The 15,207-nt window shown below is 68.1% G+C and carries 15 protein-coding genes; 9 read left to right on the top strand and 6 right to left on the bottom strand.

What is annotated here, in order from left to right:
* Positions 1-835: 835 nt before the first annotated feature.
* Positions 836-2,857, bottom strand: coding sequence for a chromosomal replication initiator protein DnaA (gene dnaA / locus MQE23_RS22460; protein ID WP_279345156.1), 2,022 nt, complete (start codon positions 2,855-2,857; stop codon positions 836-838).
* Between the two features lie 374 nt (positions 2,858-3,231).
* Here dnaA and rpmH point away from each other — a divergent pair, with 374 nt between their 5' ends.
* The 9 genes from rpmH (at position 3,232) to MQE23_RS22505 (ending at position 10,152) form a co-directional block, all read left to right on the top strand.
* Complete coding sequence (gene rpmH / locus MQE23_RS22465; RefSeq protein WP_003956500.1) at positions 3,232-3,369, top strand: 50S ribosomal protein L34; 138 nt, start codon at positions 3,232-3,234, stop codon at positions 3,367-3,369.
* 21 nt (positions 3,370-3,390) lie between these two features.
* The gene (rnpA, locus tag MQE23_RS22470; protein WP_082319883.1) at positions 3,391-3,762 is read left to right on the top strand and encodes a ribonuclease P protein component; all 372 of its coding nucleotides are present in this window, start codon (positions 3,391-3,393) and stop codon (positions 3,760-3,762) included.
* Positions 3,759-4,133, top strand: a complete 375-nt coding sequence (yidD, locus tag MQE23_RS22475) for a membrane protein insertion efficiency factor YidD (RefSeq protein ID WP_020273090.1) — start codon at positions 3,759-3,761, stop codon at positions 4,131-4,133. The genes rnpA and yidD overlap by 4 nt, the downstream gene beginning before the upstream one ends.
* Before the next feature lie 3 nt (positions 4,134-4,136).
* Positions 4,137-5,411 carry a membrane protein insertase YidC gene (yidC, locus tag MQE23_RS22480; protein ID WP_243380060.1) on the top strand — a complete coding sequence of 425 codons (1,275 nt, stop codon included), beginning with the start codon at positions 4,137-4,139 and terminating at the stop codon, positions 5,409-5,411.
* Positions 5,412-5,426: 15 nt separating this feature from the next.
* Positions 5,427-5,939, top strand: coding sequence for a R3H domain-containing nucleic acid-binding protein (locus tag MQE23_RS22485; RefSeq protein WP_020273088.1), 513 nt, complete (start codon positions 5,427-5,429; stop codon positions 5,937-5,939).
* Between the two features lie 124 nt (positions 5,940-6,063).
* Positions 6,064-6,780: a 16S rRNA (guanine(527)-N(7))-methyltransferase RsmG gene (rsmG, locus tag MQE23_RS22490; RefSeq protein ID WP_020273087.1), complete on the top strand. Its 717-nt coding sequence runs from the start codon at positions 6,064-6,066 to the stop codon at positions 6,778-6,780.
* Between the two features lie 265 nt (positions 6,781-7,045).
* Positions 7,046-8,122 (top strand): ParA family protein, encoded by a 1,077-nt coding sequence (locus MQE23_RS22495; protein WP_279345199.1) that lies wholly within the window; start codon positions 7,046-7,048, stop codon positions 8,120-8,122.
* Complete coding sequence (locus MQE23_RS22500; RefSeq protein WP_037669611.1) at positions 8,119-9,219, top strand: ParB/RepB/Spo0J family partition protein; 1,101 nt, start codon at positions 8,119-8,121, stop codon at positions 9,217-9,219. The genes MQE23_RS22495 and MQE23_RS22500 overlap by 4 nt, the downstream gene beginning before the upstream one ends.
* A gap of 315 nt (positions 9,220-9,534) precedes the next feature.
* Positions 9,535-10,152 carry a GNAT family N-acetyltransferase gene (locus tag MQE23_RS22505; RefSeq protein WP_020273084.1) on the top strand — a complete coding sequence of 206 codons (618 nt, stop codon included), beginning with the start codon at positions 9,535-9,537 and terminating at the stop codon, positions 10,150-10,152.
* Between the two features lie 96 nt (positions 10,153-10,248).
* On the opposite strand, the gene trxA is transcribed toward MQE23_RS22505, so the two are convergent.
* The 5 genes from trxA to MQE23_RS22530 all read right to left on the bottom strand — a co-directional run bounded on the left by trxA (position 10,249) and on the right by MQE23_RS22530 (position 15,148).
* A complete protein-coding gene (gene trxA, locus MQE23_RS22510) occupies positions 10,249-10,581 on the bottom strand; it encodes a thioredoxin (RefSeq protein WP_010032728.1) in 333 nt (110 codons plus the stop codon).
* Positions 10,582-10,628: 47 nt separating this feature from the next.
* The gene (trxB, locus tag MQE23_RS22515) at positions 10,629-11,597 is read right to left on the bottom strand and encodes a thioredoxin-disulfide reductase (protein ID WP_020273082.1); all 969 of its coding nucleotides are present in this window, start codon (positions 11,595-11,597) and stop codon (positions 10,629-10,631) included.
* 166 nt (positions 11,598-11,763) lie between these two features.
* Positions 11,764-12,681, bottom strand: a complete 918-nt coding sequence (locus tag MQE23_RS22520; RefSeq protein ID WP_243380062.1) for a hypothetical protein — start codon at positions 12,679-12,681, stop codon at positions 11,764-11,766.
* Positions 12,678-13,403: an RNA polymerase sigma factor SigM gene (gene sigM / locus MQE23_RS22525; protein WP_020273080.1), complete on the bottom strand. Its 726-nt coding sequence runs from the start codon at positions 13,401-13,403 to the stop codon at positions 12,678-12,680. Before sigM ends, MQE23_RS22520 begins: the two co-directional genes overlap by 4 nt.
* Before the next feature lie 26 nt (positions 13,404-13,429).
* Positions 13,430-15,148, bottom strand: a complete 1,719-nt coding sequence (locus MQE23_RS22530; RefSeq protein WP_020273079.1) for a protein kinase family protein — start codon at positions 15,146-15,148, stop codon at positions 13,430-13,432.
* Positions 15,149-15,207: the final 59 nt, after the last annotated feature.

Here is a 15,207-nt window from a genome sequence, read left to right on the forward strand (position 1 = left end):
TCGTCGTCTGTGTCGGTGTCGACGGTCCCTGGGATGGGGAGGACACCGGGGACCAGTCTGACGCACCGCACTGACAGTAGGTGCCTCTCGGGGTCAAGTCGTGACGAGGGGCGGTCGGGCGCCGGAGGGCGAGTTGTGCACAGGGCCCGCTTCGAAACGAATTCCCAGCTCTCTCTAGTCGGAAGTAGTAGTAGGGCCTGTGGATACCGTGGATAACCACGTTTGCCCAGCTCAGAGCGGAAATTTTGTCCACCGGTCCTGTGGGTGACGCCGGTGGACAACCAGGGGTCTCTGTGGAGAACGGAAAGTTCTGCACACCCCGTGCACAGGGTGAGGCGAGTTCTCCCCAGTGCCGTCCCCAGCTTTACCCACGTTTCCCACAGGCCAACCCGGCACCTTCGTGTGACGCCTTTCACTCGACCCAGTGAGGAGGCGCGTCATGTTGCCGAACAGTGGACAGCGATGTGGAGAAGCCGGGGATCGCTGGGGACAACCGGCCTCAACCTGTGGGCTGCCGGTGGACAACTCGATGCACAGCCTGTGGATCCCCGCGTTGTCCACAGTCTGTGGAGATCCTTCGTCCACGAATCCACATGCCACTGAGCTGGTCTGATGGTCCTTCAACAGCGGCCTCTGTGGACACAGTCTGGACAACTTCCCAGTCCCCAGGGTGTGGACGGGAAAAAGTCGCCGAATCTGTGGAGAGCGGCCGTAACCCGGCAGGTATTCGAACAGCCGGCGACCGCGAGATGACGAAGGCCGGCCGCGACATGACGGAGGGCGCCCCCGGAAGACCTGCTCCGGGGGCGCCCTCGGCGTCGTACGAGCGGCTGCGTCAGCCGTTCTTGATGCGGTTGGTCAGCTCGGTGACCTGGTTGTAGATCGAGCGGCGCTCGGCCATCAGATTGCGGATCTTGCGGTCGGCGTGCATGACCGTCGTGTGGTCACGGCCGCCGAAGAGCGCGCCGATCTTCGGCAGTGACAGGTCCGTGAGCTCTCGGCACAGGTACATGGCGATCTGCCGGGCGGTGACGAGGGCGCGGCCGCGCGAGGTGCCGCACAGGTCCTCGACGGTCAGCCCGAAGTAGTCCGCCGTCGCGCCCATGATCGCCGTGGACGTGATCTCGGGGGCCGAGTCCTCACCGCCGGGGATCAAGTCCTTGAGGACGATCTCCGTCAGGCCCAGGTCGACCGGCTGCCGGTTGAGCGAGGCGAACGCCGTGACCCGGATCAGCGCGCCCTCCAGCTCGCGGATGTTGCGCGAGATCCGGGACGCGATGAACTCCAGCACCTCCGGCGGCGCGTTCAGCTGCTCCTGCACCGCCTTCTTGCGGAGGATCGCGATCCGCGTCTCCAGCTCGGGCGGCTGCACGTCGGTGATCAGCCCCCACTCGAAACGGTTCCGCAGCCGGTCCTCCAGCGTCACCAGCTGCTTGGGCGGCCGGTCGGAGGACAGCACGATCTGCTTGTTGGCGTTGTGCAGCGTGTTGAAGGTGTGGAAGAACTCCTCCTGCGTCGACTCCTTGTCCGCCAGGAACTGGATGTCGTCGACGAGCAGGATGTCCATCTCGCGGTAGCGCTTGCGGAAGCTGTCGCCCTTGCCGTCGCGGATCGAGTTGATGAACTCGTTGGTGAACTCCTCCGAGCTCACGTACCGCACCCGCGTGCCCGGGTAGAGGCTGCGCGCGTAGTGCCCGATCGCGTGCAGCAGGTGCGTCTTGCCGAGCCCGGACTCCCCGTAGATGAACAGGGGGTTGTACGCCTTCGCCGGTGCCTCGGCGACGGCGACCGCGGCGGCGTGCGCGAAGCGGTTGGAGGCGCCGATGACGAACGTGTCGAAGAGGTACTTCGGGTTCAGACGCGCGGTGGGCTCACCCGGGCCGGTCGCCGGCGCGGGCTGCGCGGCCAGCGGGCCGGGCGCCCCGGTGGTGGGCAGGTTCGGGCCGACGGGGCCGCCGCGGTGCACGTGTCCCGAGCCGGCCGGCGGCTCGGGCAGCTCGCGGCGGACCGGGTCGCGCTGGTCGTAGTCGGGGCGTGAGGTGTCGTAGTCGGAGCGCGGCGCCTCGTAGGAGGGGCGGTCCATGGACTGCGGGCGGTAGTCCTGGGACGGGGAGCCGTACGAGTCCTGGGACCCATGGGATCCATGCGACCCATGGGATCCATGGGTTCCGTGTGATCCATGGGATCCATAGGAGTCCTGCGACGACCCATGGGATCCGTAGGAGTCCTGGTTGCCGTAGGAGTCCTGCGAGCCGTAGGTGTCCTGGCTCGGTGATGCGTACGGGTCACGCTCGGGGAAGCCGAGGCGCTGCTGCTGCCAGCCGTACTCGTCCTGCGCCGGCCGCGGCCAGGAGCCGGGCTCGGGGCGCTGGTACTCGGACGGGTACGCGGGACGGGGGGAGGGAAGCTGATCTCCGCGCGTAGGCGGGAGCTGGTCGCCCGCCGTTCCCGGCAGCTGGTCGGCGCGGTGGCGGCCGTACCCCTCGTAACCGTCGCGGTCCTGGCGCGCGGCCGGAAGCTCGGGCTCCTCGTAACGCGACTGGGGACGGGAGGGGGGCGCCGCCGGGGCCGGGGGCTCGCCCGCGGAGTCGTCGACGGTGATCGCGATCCGGATCGGGCGGCCGCACTCGCGGCTCAGGGTCTCGCTGACGACGGGCGCCAGGCGACCCTCGAGCACGCCTTTCGCGAATTCGTTCGGTACGGCGAGCAGAGCGGTGTCCGCGACCAGTGCGAGCGGCTGGCAGCGCCGGATCCAGTGCTCGTCCTTCGACTCGACGCCCTGGCCGCGGCCCTCCCCGAGGAGCTGCTCCAATACGCGTGGCCACACTGCGGCAAGATCGGCAGGTACGTCAGCCACAGGGCACGCTCTCTCACAGGTCCCACGAACGTGTGGTTCTGGGACGGCTCGGGATGTAAATCGGGTGGGGCAGGGATAAGGGAACGAATCGGAGTTCCGTCACGGTAGTCAGGGCGGCCACTGCGGTTCAAGTTGTTGTCCCCAGCCTGTGGACAAGTGTGTCCGGGCGGCTGCTGGTTTGACCGGATGGCGTAGCCGCGCGTACCGTAACCAGGTCGAGTTGTCGATGGCTGCTGCCGCCTGCCTCCGATGGGCACAGATCATTTGGGTGATCGGTAAGCGGTGCACTCGGGCGTAACTGCGAGCTACTCGTGGGCGCACGGTGACAGCCAGGACGGCACCCCGCAACTACCGAATCTTTCTGGAGCCCCCGAGTGAGCAAGCGCACCTTCCAGCCGAACAACCGTCGTCGCGCGAAGACCCACGGCTTCCGGCTGCGTATGCGCACCCGTGCCGGCCGCGCGATTCTCGCGTCCCGCCGTAGCAAGGGTCGCGCCCGTCTGTCCGCCTGATCCCGGTCAGGTCATGACGTCGTGCTGCCCACCGAGAACCGGCTGAGGCGGCGCGAGGACTTCGCGACCGCGGTACGGCGAGGACGCCGGGCAGGACGCCCGCACCTCGTCGTCCACCTTCGTAGCGGTGCCACGGACCCGCATGCGCCTGGGGAGAGCGCTCCCCCGACGCGTGCGGGTTTCGTCGTGAGCAAAGCCGTGGGCGGAGCGGTCGTACGCAACAAAGTGAAGCGCAGGCTTCGCCACCTGATGCGCGACCGAGTCGCCCAGCTGCCCCCCGGTAGCCTGGTAGTGGTACGAGCGCTGCCCGGTGCGGGCGACGCCGACCACGCACAGCTGGCCCGAGACCTGGACGCCGCCCTCCAGCGGCTGCTGGGAGGGGGCGCGCGATGAAGTACCCGCTGCTTGCTCTGATCAAGCTCTACCAGTGGACGATCAGTCCGCTGCTCGGGCCGGTCTGCAAGTACTACCCGTCGTGCTCCCACTACGGCTTCACGGCCATCGACCGGCACGGTGCCATCAAGGGAACGGCACTCACGGCCTGGCGCATCCTGCGGTGCAATCCGTGGTCGCTGGGCGGTGTGGACCATGTCCCGCCGCGCAAGCGCCCGCGGTGGCACGAAATGCTGCGTAACGCGTGGCGTGCACGCAAGGGCGGGCCCTCCGCCGCCGACCCGGACATCGAAGGACAGACTTCTCCCACAAGTCCCCCGAGTCCTTCGAGCCCGGCCGCAGAGACACCGTCCCATGCCCAAGGAGCATGATTAGTGGACACGATTGCCAGCCTCTTCAGCTTCATCACCACACCCGTCTCCTGGGTCATCGTCCAGTTCCACTCGGTGTACGGCGCCATCTTCGGCCCCGACACCGGGTGGGCCTGGGGCCTGTCGATCGTGTCCCTGGTGATCTTGATCCGTATCTGCCTGATCCCGCTCTTCGTGAAGCAGATCAAGGCGACCCGGGCGATGCAGACGCTCCAGCCCGAGATGAAGAAGATCCAGGAGCGCTACAAGAACGACAAGCAGCGTCAGTCCGAAGAGATGATGAAGCTGTACAAGGAGACGGGCACCAACCCGCTCTCCTCGTGCCTTCCCATCCTGGCGCAGTCCCCGTTCTTCTTCGCCCTGTACCACGTGCTCAACAGCATCGCGTCGAACGACACCATCGGCGTGATCAACACCAGCCTGCTGGAGAGCGCGCAGAAGGCGCACATCGTCGGTGCTCCGCTGGCGGTGAAGTTCACCGACAGCGCGTCGAAGGTGGAAGCACTCGGTGCCTCCCTCACCGACGTCCGCGTCGTCACCGCCATCATGATCGTCCTGATGTCGGCGTCGCAGTTCTTCACCCAGCGCCAGCTGATGACGAAGAACGTCGACACCACGGTGAAGACGCCGTTCATGCAGCAGCAGAAGATGCTGATGTACGTCTTCCCCGTCATGTTCGCCGTCTTCGGTATCAACTTCCCGGTCGGTGTCCTCGTCTACTGGCTGACCACCAACGTGTGGACCATGGGCCAGCAGATGTACGTCATCCACAACAACCCGACCCCGGGTTCCAAGGCCCAGGCCGCGTACCTGGAGCGCCTGCACAAGCACGTCACCACGCACGGCAAGGTCAGCCGGCGCCGTGACAAGGTCATCGTGAAGGCGATCGTCGCCAAGGGACGCGACCGTAACGAGTTCGAGCGCAAGTTCATCAACGGCCTCAGCAAGGCCGGTCTCGCCGCTCAGACCGACGGCACCGTGATCAAGAGCGACACCGCTGCCGCCGTCGAGGCCGAGGACGGCACGCCGACCACCGGCACGCCGAAGCGTCAGCAGCCCAAGCGGCAGACCAAGGCACAGCGCCAGTCCGCTGCCGCCAAGGCGGCCGAGGAGTCCGAGCAGAAGACGTCGCTCACCAAGTCCGACGCGCCCGAGGACGCCAAGCCCGCCCCCGCTGCCAAGAAGGGCGGCGCGAAGCCCGCCGGCGGCACCCGCAGCAAGGCCCAGTCCGGACAGCGCAAGGGCCCGCAGCGGCCCAAGTCCCCGTCCAAGAAGTAAGAAGGAGTCCATCCCGTGACGGAAGGCACCACCTCCGCCGCTGCCGAGGGTGCAGACACCCTGACTCGCCTGGAGCAGGAGGGCGAGATCGCGGCGGACTACCTGGAGGGTCTGCTCGACATCGCCGACCTCGACGGCGACATCGACATGGACGTCGAGGCCGACCGTGCCTCTGTCTCGATCATCAGCGACACGGGCAGCCGCGACCTCCAGAAGCTGGTCGGCCGTGACGGCGAGGTGCTGGAGGCGCTCCAGGAGCTCACCCGTCTGGCCGTGCACCGTGAGACCGGTGACCGCAGCCGGCTGATGCTCGACATCGCGGGATACCGCGCCCGGAAGCGCTCCGAGCTGTCCGAGCTGGGTGCCAAGGCCGCCGCCGAGGCCAAGAGCAGCGGTGAGGCCGTGAAGCTGCAGCCGATGACTCCGTTCGAGCGCAAGGTCGTGCACGACGCGGTCAAGGCCGCGGGCCTGCGCAGCGAGTCCGAGGGCGAGGAGCCGCAGCGCTTCGTCGTCGTGCTTCCCGCCTGATCGGCCCCTACGTTCCCCGGCCCCGTCTGTTGCGCAGGCGGGGCCGAACTTTGTCAGCCTGATAGTTCTGGTGGTTCTGGTGTCGGCGCGGGTGCGCTGACGCGGTACGGAAGGACGGTCCCCCGTGACGGAGGCAGCGGAGCTTCCCCCCGCGCCCGAGCAGGCGCGCGAGGTGTTTGGTGATCGCTTCGCGGATGCGGTGCGGTACGCCGAGCTGCTCGCTCAGGCGGGCGTGCAGCGCGGTCTCATCGGGCCGCGTGAAGTGCCCCGCCTGTGGGAGCGGCACCTGCTGAACTGCGCGGTGCTCTCGGAGGTCGTGCCCGAGGGCGTGACGGTGTGCGATGTCGGCTCAGGCGCGGGCCTTCCCGGCATTCCGCTGGCGCTGGTCCGGGAGGACCTGAAGATCACGCTGCTGGAGCCGCTGCTGCGGCGTACCAACTTCCTCACCGAGGTCGTGGAACTGCTCGGCCTCGATCATGTGACCGTCGTGCGCGGCCGGGCCGAGGAGGTCATGGGCAAGATCCAGCCCGTTCACGTCGTGACGGCCCGAGCTGTCGCCCCCCTCGACCGCCTCGCCACGTGGGGCATCCCGCTGCTGCGGCCGTACGGGGAGATGCTCGCGCTCAAGGGCGACACCGCCGAGGAGGAGCTGAAGAGCGCGTCGGCGGCCCTGAGCAAGCTGGGTGCGGTGGAGACGTCCATCCTGCATGTGGGTGAGGGCGTGGTGGATCCGATGTCCACGGTCGTACGGGTCGAGGTCGGGGAGAGCCCCGGCGGGGTGCGCTTCGCGGCGAAGCGTGCCAAGGCGGCTCGCACAGGACGGGCCCGCCGGCGACGCTGATCCGTCCTGAGGACGAGACGTACTCCACACAAGCTGCCAAACGTACGCAAGCCGGAGTGTCGCGACAGTTCGGCCCCGACTGCTGTGCATCGTGTTTCACGTGAAACGTCGCTCACTGCTGCACGGCATCATCAGTCGTGGCCGCGCTGCGGCCGAACCCCGCGACCGTAAGCCTCTCGGGTCACTCGATGAGGGAACCGAGTTGTCCACAGAGGTGGATTTCTCCACAGAACGGAAGGCCTCACTGGTTCACGACCCCGAAGACATGGGAGGCTCTGTTCATTGCGAGCCTGAAGTCGAGGAGAGTGAATCCTTGCGGTCCGACGCCAACATCGCGGGACCGATGACCGATCCGGTCCCCGGTCCCCGTACCGAGTCGATGGGGGTGGATGTTTCACGTGAAACACCGCCTCCGATGGACGACACTCCCATCGGTCGTGCTGCCCAACTGGCGGTGGAGGCTCTAGGCCGCGCCGGCGAGGGCCTGCCACGGCCCGAGCAGACCCGAATCATGGTGGTCGCCAACCAGAAGGGCGGTGTGGGCAAGACGACGACGACCGTCAACCTTGCTGCGTCGCTGGCCCTGCACGGTGGCCGGGTCCTGGTGGTCGACCTCGACCCACAGGGCAATGCGTCCACCGCGCTGGGCATCGACCATCACGCCGAAGTCCCGTCCATCTACGATGTGTTGGTGGAGAGCAAGCCGCTCTCCGAGGTCGTCCAGCCGGTCCCCGACGTCGAGGGCCTCTTCTGTGCCCCTGCCACGATCGATCTCGCCGGTGCGGAGATCGAGCTGGTGTCCCTGGTGGCACGGGAGAGCCGGCTACAGCGCGCCATCCAGGCGTACGAACAGCCGCTGGACTACATCCTCATCGACTGCCCGCCCTCGCTCGGCCTCCTGACGGTCAATGCGTTGGTGGCGGGTCAGGAGGTTCTGATCCCGATCCAGTGCGAGTACTACGCGCTGGAAGGCCTGGGTCAGTTGTTGCGCAACGTCGATCTGGTGCGGGGGCACCTCAACCCCGCCCTGCATGTGTCGACCATCCTGCTCACCATGTACGACGGCCGGACGCGACTCGCGTCCCAGGTCGCGGACGAGGTGCGCACCCACTTCGGCGACGAGGTTCTACGGACGAGCATTCCCAGGTCCGTCCGTATCTCCGAGGCGCCGAGCTATGGGCAGACGGTCCTGACTTACGATCCTGGATCGAGTGGTGCCCTCTCTTATCTTGAGGCGGCACGAGAGATCGCGCTGAAGGGCGTCGGCATCAGCTATGACGCGACGCACGCCCATATCGGCGCACAGCAGAACGACCCGAGCATGGTGGAGGGCATTCAGTGAGCGAGCGACGGAGGGGGCTGGGACGTGGTCTCGGCGCACTGATCCCTGCTGCCCCGACGGAGAAGTCGGTAGCCCAGGCTGCGGCGGGGGGCGCCGCTTCCACGTCTCCTGCCGCAGTGCCCGTGCTGCCGCACGACCGTGGGGTGGCCGCAGCGAAGGTGGCGACGCTGCCGAACGTTTCACGTGAAACAGAGGAGCCGACGCAGTCCAGTGCTTCCGCCACGCCTGCGGCGCCCATCGGTGCGCACTTCGCCGAGATCCCCCTCGACTCCATCACGCCGAACCCGCGGCAGCCGCGTGAGGTCTTCGACGAGGACGCGCTGGCCGAGCTCATCACCTCCATCAAGGAAGTGGGACTCCTCCAGCCGGTCGTCGTACGGCAGGTAGGGCCCGCCCACTACGAGCTCATCATGGGCGAGCGCCGCTGGAGGGCCTGCCGCGAGGCGGGGCTGGAGGCGATCCCAGCGATCGTGCGCGCCACGGACGACGAGAAGCTCCTCCTGGACGCTCTGCTGGAGAATCTGCACCGCGCCCAGCTGAACCCGCTGGAAGAGGCAGCCGCCTACGACCAGTTGCTGCGGGACTTCAACTGCACGCACGACCAGCTGGCAGACCGCATCGGTCGGTCCCGCCCGCAGGTCTCCAACACCCTGCGCCTGCTGAAGCTCTCGCCGGCGGTGCAGCGCCGGGTCGCCGCGGGAGTGCTCTCTGCCGGTCACGCACGGGCCTTGCTGTCCGTCGAGGACTCGGAGGAGCAGGACAGGCTGGCCCACCGCATCGTGGCCGAGGGGCTGTCGGTGCGGGCCGTCGAGGAGATCGTGACCCTGATGGGGTCGCGTCCTCAGAAGGCCCAGCGGCCCAAGGGCCCGCGTGCCGGTGCTCGTGTCTCTCCCGCGCTGTCCGAGCTCGCCACGCGGCTCTCGGACCGCTTCGAGACGCGGGTGAAGGTCGACCTGGGCCAGAAGAAGGGCAAGATCACCGTCGAGTTCGCCTCCATGGAGGACCTTGAGCGGATCCTCGGCTCACTCGCCCCTGGCGAGGGGCCGGTTCTGCAGAAGAGCCTGCTGGAAGGCGACTCCGAGGAGAACGAGTCCTGAGCCTCCGGCAGGAGCCGCTGTGGATGACAGAGCGGGCCATGTCCGGTGTGTGCCGGAACGTGGCTCGCTCTTTCCTTTCTGGCGGTATCGATGGAATCGCATCGTGGATACGATGCGTTCGGATACGGCGCAACCACCCGGCAGCACCTCTGAGAGGAAGGCAGGGGCCATGCGAACGATGAGCCGCTCTGGACTGGTGAGCGCCGGTTTGGGGCTGGGAGCGGTCGGTGGGTTCATCGGCAGTCTCCTCAGGGAACGGAGCGCTCTGACAGCCGCCCGCGACGCGGCAGGCGAAGGAAGCGAGGATCAGCCTTCATGGGGCGCCGGCTCGTACCGCTCACGTTGGACAACCTTCAGGACCTTCCCAAGCGCTGTCGGTCGTGTGTCTTCTGGGAGCTCGACCCGGTCAGCGGTGAGGCCGCGGTAAAAGCGGGCAAGTCCGCTCTGGAGAAGGAAGCCTGGATCTCGGCCGTTCTGCTGGACTGGGGGTCCTGCGGCCGGGTCGTGTACGTCGACGACGTGCCGGTGGGTTTCGTGCTCTACGCGCCTCCCGCCTATGTTCCGCGCTCCACGGCGTTTCCCACGAGTCCCGTCTCCCCCGACGCGGTTCAGCTGATGACCGCGTTCATCGTGCCGGGGTACCAGGGGCAGGGACTCGGCCGGGTGATGGTCCAGACGGTCGCCAAGGACCTGCTGCGTCGCGGGTTCAAAGCGATTGAGGCGTTCGGGGATGCGCGCTGGAAGGAACCGGCCTGTGTGCTGCCCGCCGACCACCTCCTGGCGGTGGGCTTCAAGACGGTCCGGCAGCATCCCACCTATCCCCGGCTGAGGCTGGAACTGCGGTCGACGCTCTCCTGGAAGGAAGACGTCGAGCTGGCTCTGGACCGGCTCCTGGGAGCCGTGCAGAAGGAGCCAGCGCTGCGGCCGCTGTAGAGCAGCAGGCAGTCAAACGAATGGGCCAACCCTTCCGGGTTGGCCCATTCGTGTTTCACGTGAAACATGAACCGTCGCTCAGACGGCTCCGCCGGGTCATTCGGCGATGAACTCCTCGAGGTCGCGAACGATCGCGGCCTTCGGCTTGGCGCCCACGATGGTCTTGGCGACCTCGCCACCCTGGTAGACGTTCAGGGTCGGGATGGACATGACGCCGTACTTGGCGGCCGTACCCGGGTTCTCGTCGATGTTCAGCTTGACGACCTCGATCTTGTCGCCGTACTCGGAGGCGATCGCCTCGAGGGACGGCGCGATCTGACGGCACGGACCGCACCAGGCGGCCCAGAAGTCCACCAGAACGGGCTTGTCGCTCTTGAGGACGTCCTGCTCGAAGGAGTCGTCGGTCACATTCTTCAGGGTGCCGGCCACGGCGGGCTCCTTAACTGGTTGGTGCGTGGGGCGGGTAGGAAGAGAGGTCAGACAGCGGTCTTCTCGGGCTCGGGCTGCTCCTCGTCCGCGAGGGCGGCGAGGTAGCGCTCGGCGTCGAGAGCGGCGGAGCAGCCGGTCCCCGCCGCGGTGATCGCCTGGCGGTAGGTGTGGTCGACCACGTCGCCGGCACCGAAGACACCGGTCAGGTTGGTGCGGGTCGACGGCGCGGCCACCTTCAGGTAGCCCTCGTCGTCCAGGTCGAGCTGACCCTTGAAGAGCTCGGTGCGAGGGTCGTGACCGATGGCGATGAAGAGACCGGTCACCGGCAGGTCCGAAAGCTCGCCGGTCTTGAGGTTGCGCAGCTTCAGGCCCGAGAGCTTCGGGTCGCCCTGGATCTCGGCGACCTCGCTGTCCCACACGAACGTGATCTTCGGATCGGCGAAGGCGCGCTCCTGCATGGCCTTGGAGGCGCGCAAGGTGTCGCGGCGGTGGACGACGGTCACGGACTTGGCGAACCGCGAGAGGAAGGTGGCCTCCTCCATGGCGGTGTCGCCACCACCGATCACGGCGATGTCCTGGTCCTTGAAGAAGAACCCGTCACAGGTGGCGCACCACGACACCCCACGGCCGGAGAGGGCGTCCTCGTTCGGCAGACCGAGCTTGCGGTGCTGCGAGCCGGTGGCGACGATGACGGCCTTCGCGCGGTGGACGGTACCGGACGTGTCCGTGACGGTCTTGATCTCACCGGTCAGGTCGACGTTGACGATGTCGTCCGGGACGAGCTCGGCCCCGAAGCGCTCCGCCTGGGCGCGCATGTTGTCCATGAGCTCGGGGCCCATGATGCCGTCCTGGAAGCCCGGGAAGTTCTCGACGTCGGTGGTGTTCATGAGCGCACCGCCCGCGGTGACGGCCCCCTCGAACACCAGTGGCTTCAGCGACGCGCGCGCGGTGTAGAGCGCCGCCGTATAGCCGGCGGGCCCGGAGCCGATGATGATCACGTTACGGACGTCGCTCACGGCTGGATTCCTCGTCTCTGGACTGCGTCTTCGACCGGTGGGAGCTCCTCTGGGAGCTCTCACCCCACCCAACGGATCCTAAGGGGCGCGCATTCCCACTGTGTCCGGGCACACGGAGATGCGGCCCTGTGCCGGGTACCGCGCCGGGTGAAGACGAAGACGTGCCTCAGGCGGACGGGTACGAGCGCTCAAGAAGGATCTTGCCCTCTGCGTTGGCCGCGGCGTGATCCACACAGGTCGCGTCGACGATGTAGGCAGTGACCCGAGTGGCGTCGGATGCGTCGGGGAGCAGCACCAGCATGGCCTTCTTCCCCTGATACCTGCCGTTCTCGACGGCGAGGGCCGAGTCCTTACGCCCGATGCCGTCGCGGACGCAGCCGGGCACGGTGGGCTCCCGGAAGACCTGGTTGGGGCCGGCGGTCGCCGCGCCGAAGGGGGTGCGGGAGCCGCCGCCCTTCTTGCTCTGCTTGTCCGCCAGGAGATCGGTGACCTGCTTCTCGAGCTTTCCCTCGGAGAAGGTGTCCGCGGGGGCGGTCTGCTGTCCGCCCGCCGTGTCATTCGAGGGCTTGCCGTCGCCGAGTGACGACAGCAGGACGGAGCCCAGTCCCAGGGCGGCGACGGTGAAGACGGTCCCCAGGACGGCGATCCTCCGGCGCCCGTTCCGCGTGCGGTCCTTGCGGCCCGGGCCGGTGGTGGAAGAGCGGGGACGCCCGGCGGGCCGGTCGGCGGGCGTCGATGTTTCACGTGAAACATGCGCACCGCTGTCGTCTTCGGACGTGGAACGAGGAGCACTCACCGGCGTCTGGCTCTCCGCTGCCTCCCGCCCCGTGGCGTTGAGCAGGGCCTCGGCGGCGAGGGCGGCATCGATGCGGCCTGCGACATCGGCGGGCATGCGCGGCGGGCCCGGCAGTGTGCCGAGCAGCCCGCGGATCTCCTCCAGGGAGGCGTAGACGTCCGCGCAGAGGTCGCACCCGTCCAGATGCCGACGTACGTCGGTGCTCCGGGACGGTGGGAGGAGGCCTTCGGTGAGGTCGGAGATCTCCGCGACGTCCGGGTGTCCGGCCATGTCTGTCGTCGACGTCACGCTCGTCCACCTCCGCCCTTCACTGCCGCTGGGTCGCTCGGTCCTGTGTCCGGTGGTTCCGCTCGGCGCGGTCCCGCTGCGGGTGGGACGGCTGGCCCCTGCGTCCGGTTCCGTTCCCCGCCCGGCTTCTTGCTCTCACTGGTGCTGTCCGGCCGTAGGTGGCTGAGCAGCGGCAGGAGTCTGGCTCTGCCGCGCGCACATCGGCTCTTCACCGTGCCGGTCGGCACGTCGAGGATGCGGGCCGCCTCGGCGACCGGGTAGCCCTGCATGTCCACCAGGACGAGCGCCGCCCGCTGGTCGGCCGGCAGGGTTCCCAGGGCTTCGATGAGCTGCCGGTGGAGATCGTTGCGCTCGGCTGGCGCCGAAGCCGACTCGTGCGGCTCCAGCAGCTGCTCCAGGCGCTCGGTGTCGTCGACGGGAGAGGTCTTCCGGGAGGCGACCTTGCGGGCGCGGTCCAGGCAGGCGTTCACCGTGATCCTGTGCAGCCACGTCGTGACGGCCGACTGGCCCCGGAAGGTGTGGGCCGCCCGGTAGGCGGAGACGAGGGCGTCCTGCACCGCGTCAGCGGCCTCCTCGCGGTCTCCCAGCGTCCGCAGGGCGACGGCCCAGAGCCGATCGCGGTGCCGCCGCACGATCTCAGCGAAGGCGTCGGGGTCGCCCTCGACATGCCGGGCGAGGAGGTCCTGATCACTTGCACCGCTGTGCTCGGCGCGGTCCGCCATTGAACCCCCTTCCCCTCGGTCGGCTCTCAGCCCGTGAACTTCACTTCGGTGATGGCCTGCTTGTAGCCCGGGTTGCTGTAGTTGGCGGGGTCGTCACCGGAGTACGGCAGAGCCGTCAGCCAGACCAGGAGGTACCGGCTCTTCACCGGCTTGTCGACGGTCACCTTCGCGGAGGTGCTGCTCGTCGTGGCCGTGCCCAGCTTCTTCATGGCACTCAGCGGTGTGGACGAACCGAGGGTGTCGGTCGCGTACAGCTCCACCGTGGTGTGGTCGCCGCCGTACCGCAGTGAGAGCGTCGCGGCCGAGACTTCCTTCTCGGCCCCGAGGTCGTAGACGATGCCGACACCGGGCTTTATCACCATCTTCGGGCCGTCCAGGTAGCTGCTGGTGCGCCAGCCCGTGGATGGGTTGCCGTCGTAGGTCTCGGCGACGTCGGCGGGGTGCTGGGCGTCGCCCTTGGCGACGTACTCCTCGGCGTCCTTGATGGCGATCGGCTTCGGTGCCGGGCGGTTCTTGTTCTTGTCGCCGTCGTCGTTGTTCTGCGTCTGGCCCGGGTCGTCACTCTTGCCGCCCTGGTCCATGAGCGCGTCCGCCAGCTGCCAGCTGCCGAGGCCCAGCGCGGCGATCAGGAGCCCGGACACGGCCCACTTCAGGGCCTTGCCCGTGCGGCTCTGCAGCGGGGGCGGTGGGGTCGGGACCGGCTGGGTGGCACCGGGGCGTGGGGCCTGGCGGCCGTACGTGCCCTGCTGGTACGACGTGCGCTGGTACTCGGGCGGGGCGGTGAACGTCGGCTCCGGCGGACGGATACGGGGCATCTCGCCGATCGCCTTCACCAGCTCCTCCGGCGTGGTGCACGGCGACTCGTGCCGGGAGGCGGTGGCGCCGTCGTTGACGAGCGCGCGCATGGAGAGTTCGGAGAGGCCGCGGTGCACACCGGCACGCACCTGGTCGGGCGCGATCAGGCCGATGTCCTTCGGCAGGCCGGACAGCCCGTAGGCATCGCTCTCGTACGGCCAGCGCTGGGTGAGCGCCGCGTACAGCAGGGCGCCGATAGCCTCGGTGTCGGTGCGCTGCGGGGTGTCGGACGCGACGCCCCGCAGCGCGGCGTTCACCGCGAGCCCGCGGATGCGCCATTGGCCGGTCGAGGTACGCAGGACGGCGTTGGGGTTGAGCCGCAGATGGGCGAGACCCTCGCGATGGGCAGCGGCCATGGCGGAGGAGATCTGGCTGACCATCTGGTAGGCGTCGTACGGCTCCAGCGGCCCGGAGGCGAGGAGCGTGGTCAGTTCCGTCGCGTCCGGAAGCCACTCGTGGACGACGTAGACGAGGTCGTTCTCCTCCACCGCGTCCAGTACCTGGACGAAGCGTGGGTCGCCCAGCAGGGCGGAGGAGCGGGCGGCGGCCAGGACGGATCGAGCCCGTGAGTGGTCAGCGGGCAGGATGTGCACTCCGACGGCACGGCGGAGCTTCTCGTCCACGGCACGCCAACTGCTGAAACCGTCCAGACGGGTGACGCACTCCTCGAGGCGGTAGCGTCTGGCGAGTTTGTGACCACTGTGCAGTTCGGGCGGCGAGGTCTTCCCTGGACCGTCGGTCCGGGTGCTCTCCTGTACCTCGTCGCTGTCCGTGTCCCGCTCCCGGTTCTTGGCCACCCCGTCGGCCGTGGACTGGTCCGCCTGTGCGGTCAGCGACGTCTCGTCGCTGTTGTCTGCCACGTCGACGGCAGCCGTACTCCGTTCCGCCACCGTCGTTCCTGCCTCCCCATCCATTTGCGCGCCGCCCGGCATCCGTTGCGCGCCGTCCG

The sequence above is a fragment of the Streptomyces sp. HP-A2021 genome (genome assembly GCF_022807935.1).
GTDB lineage: Bacteria > Actinomycetota > Actinomycetes > Streptomycetales > Streptomycetaceae > Streptomyces > Streptomyces afghaniensis.

What these genes read in the sequence shown, in the direction of transcription:
- sigM (WP_020273080.1), bottom strand. Translation starts at nt 13,403, where the DNA reads ATGGCGGACCGCGCCGAGCACAGCGGTGCAAGTGATCAGGACCTCCTC.
- MQE23_RS22495 (WP_279345199.1), top strand. Translation starts at nt 7,046, where the DNA reads ATGGGAGGCTCTGTTCATTGCGAGCCTGAAGTCGAGGAGAGTGAATCC.
- MQE23_RS22505 (WP_020273084.1), top strand. Translation starts at nt 9,535, where the DNA reads ATGGGGCGCCGGCTCGTACCGCTCACGTTGGACAACCTTCAGGACCTT.
- yidD (WP_020273090.1), top strand. Translation starts at nt 3,759, where the DNA reads ATGAAGTACCCGCTGCTTGCTCTGATCAAGCTCTACCAGTGGACGATC.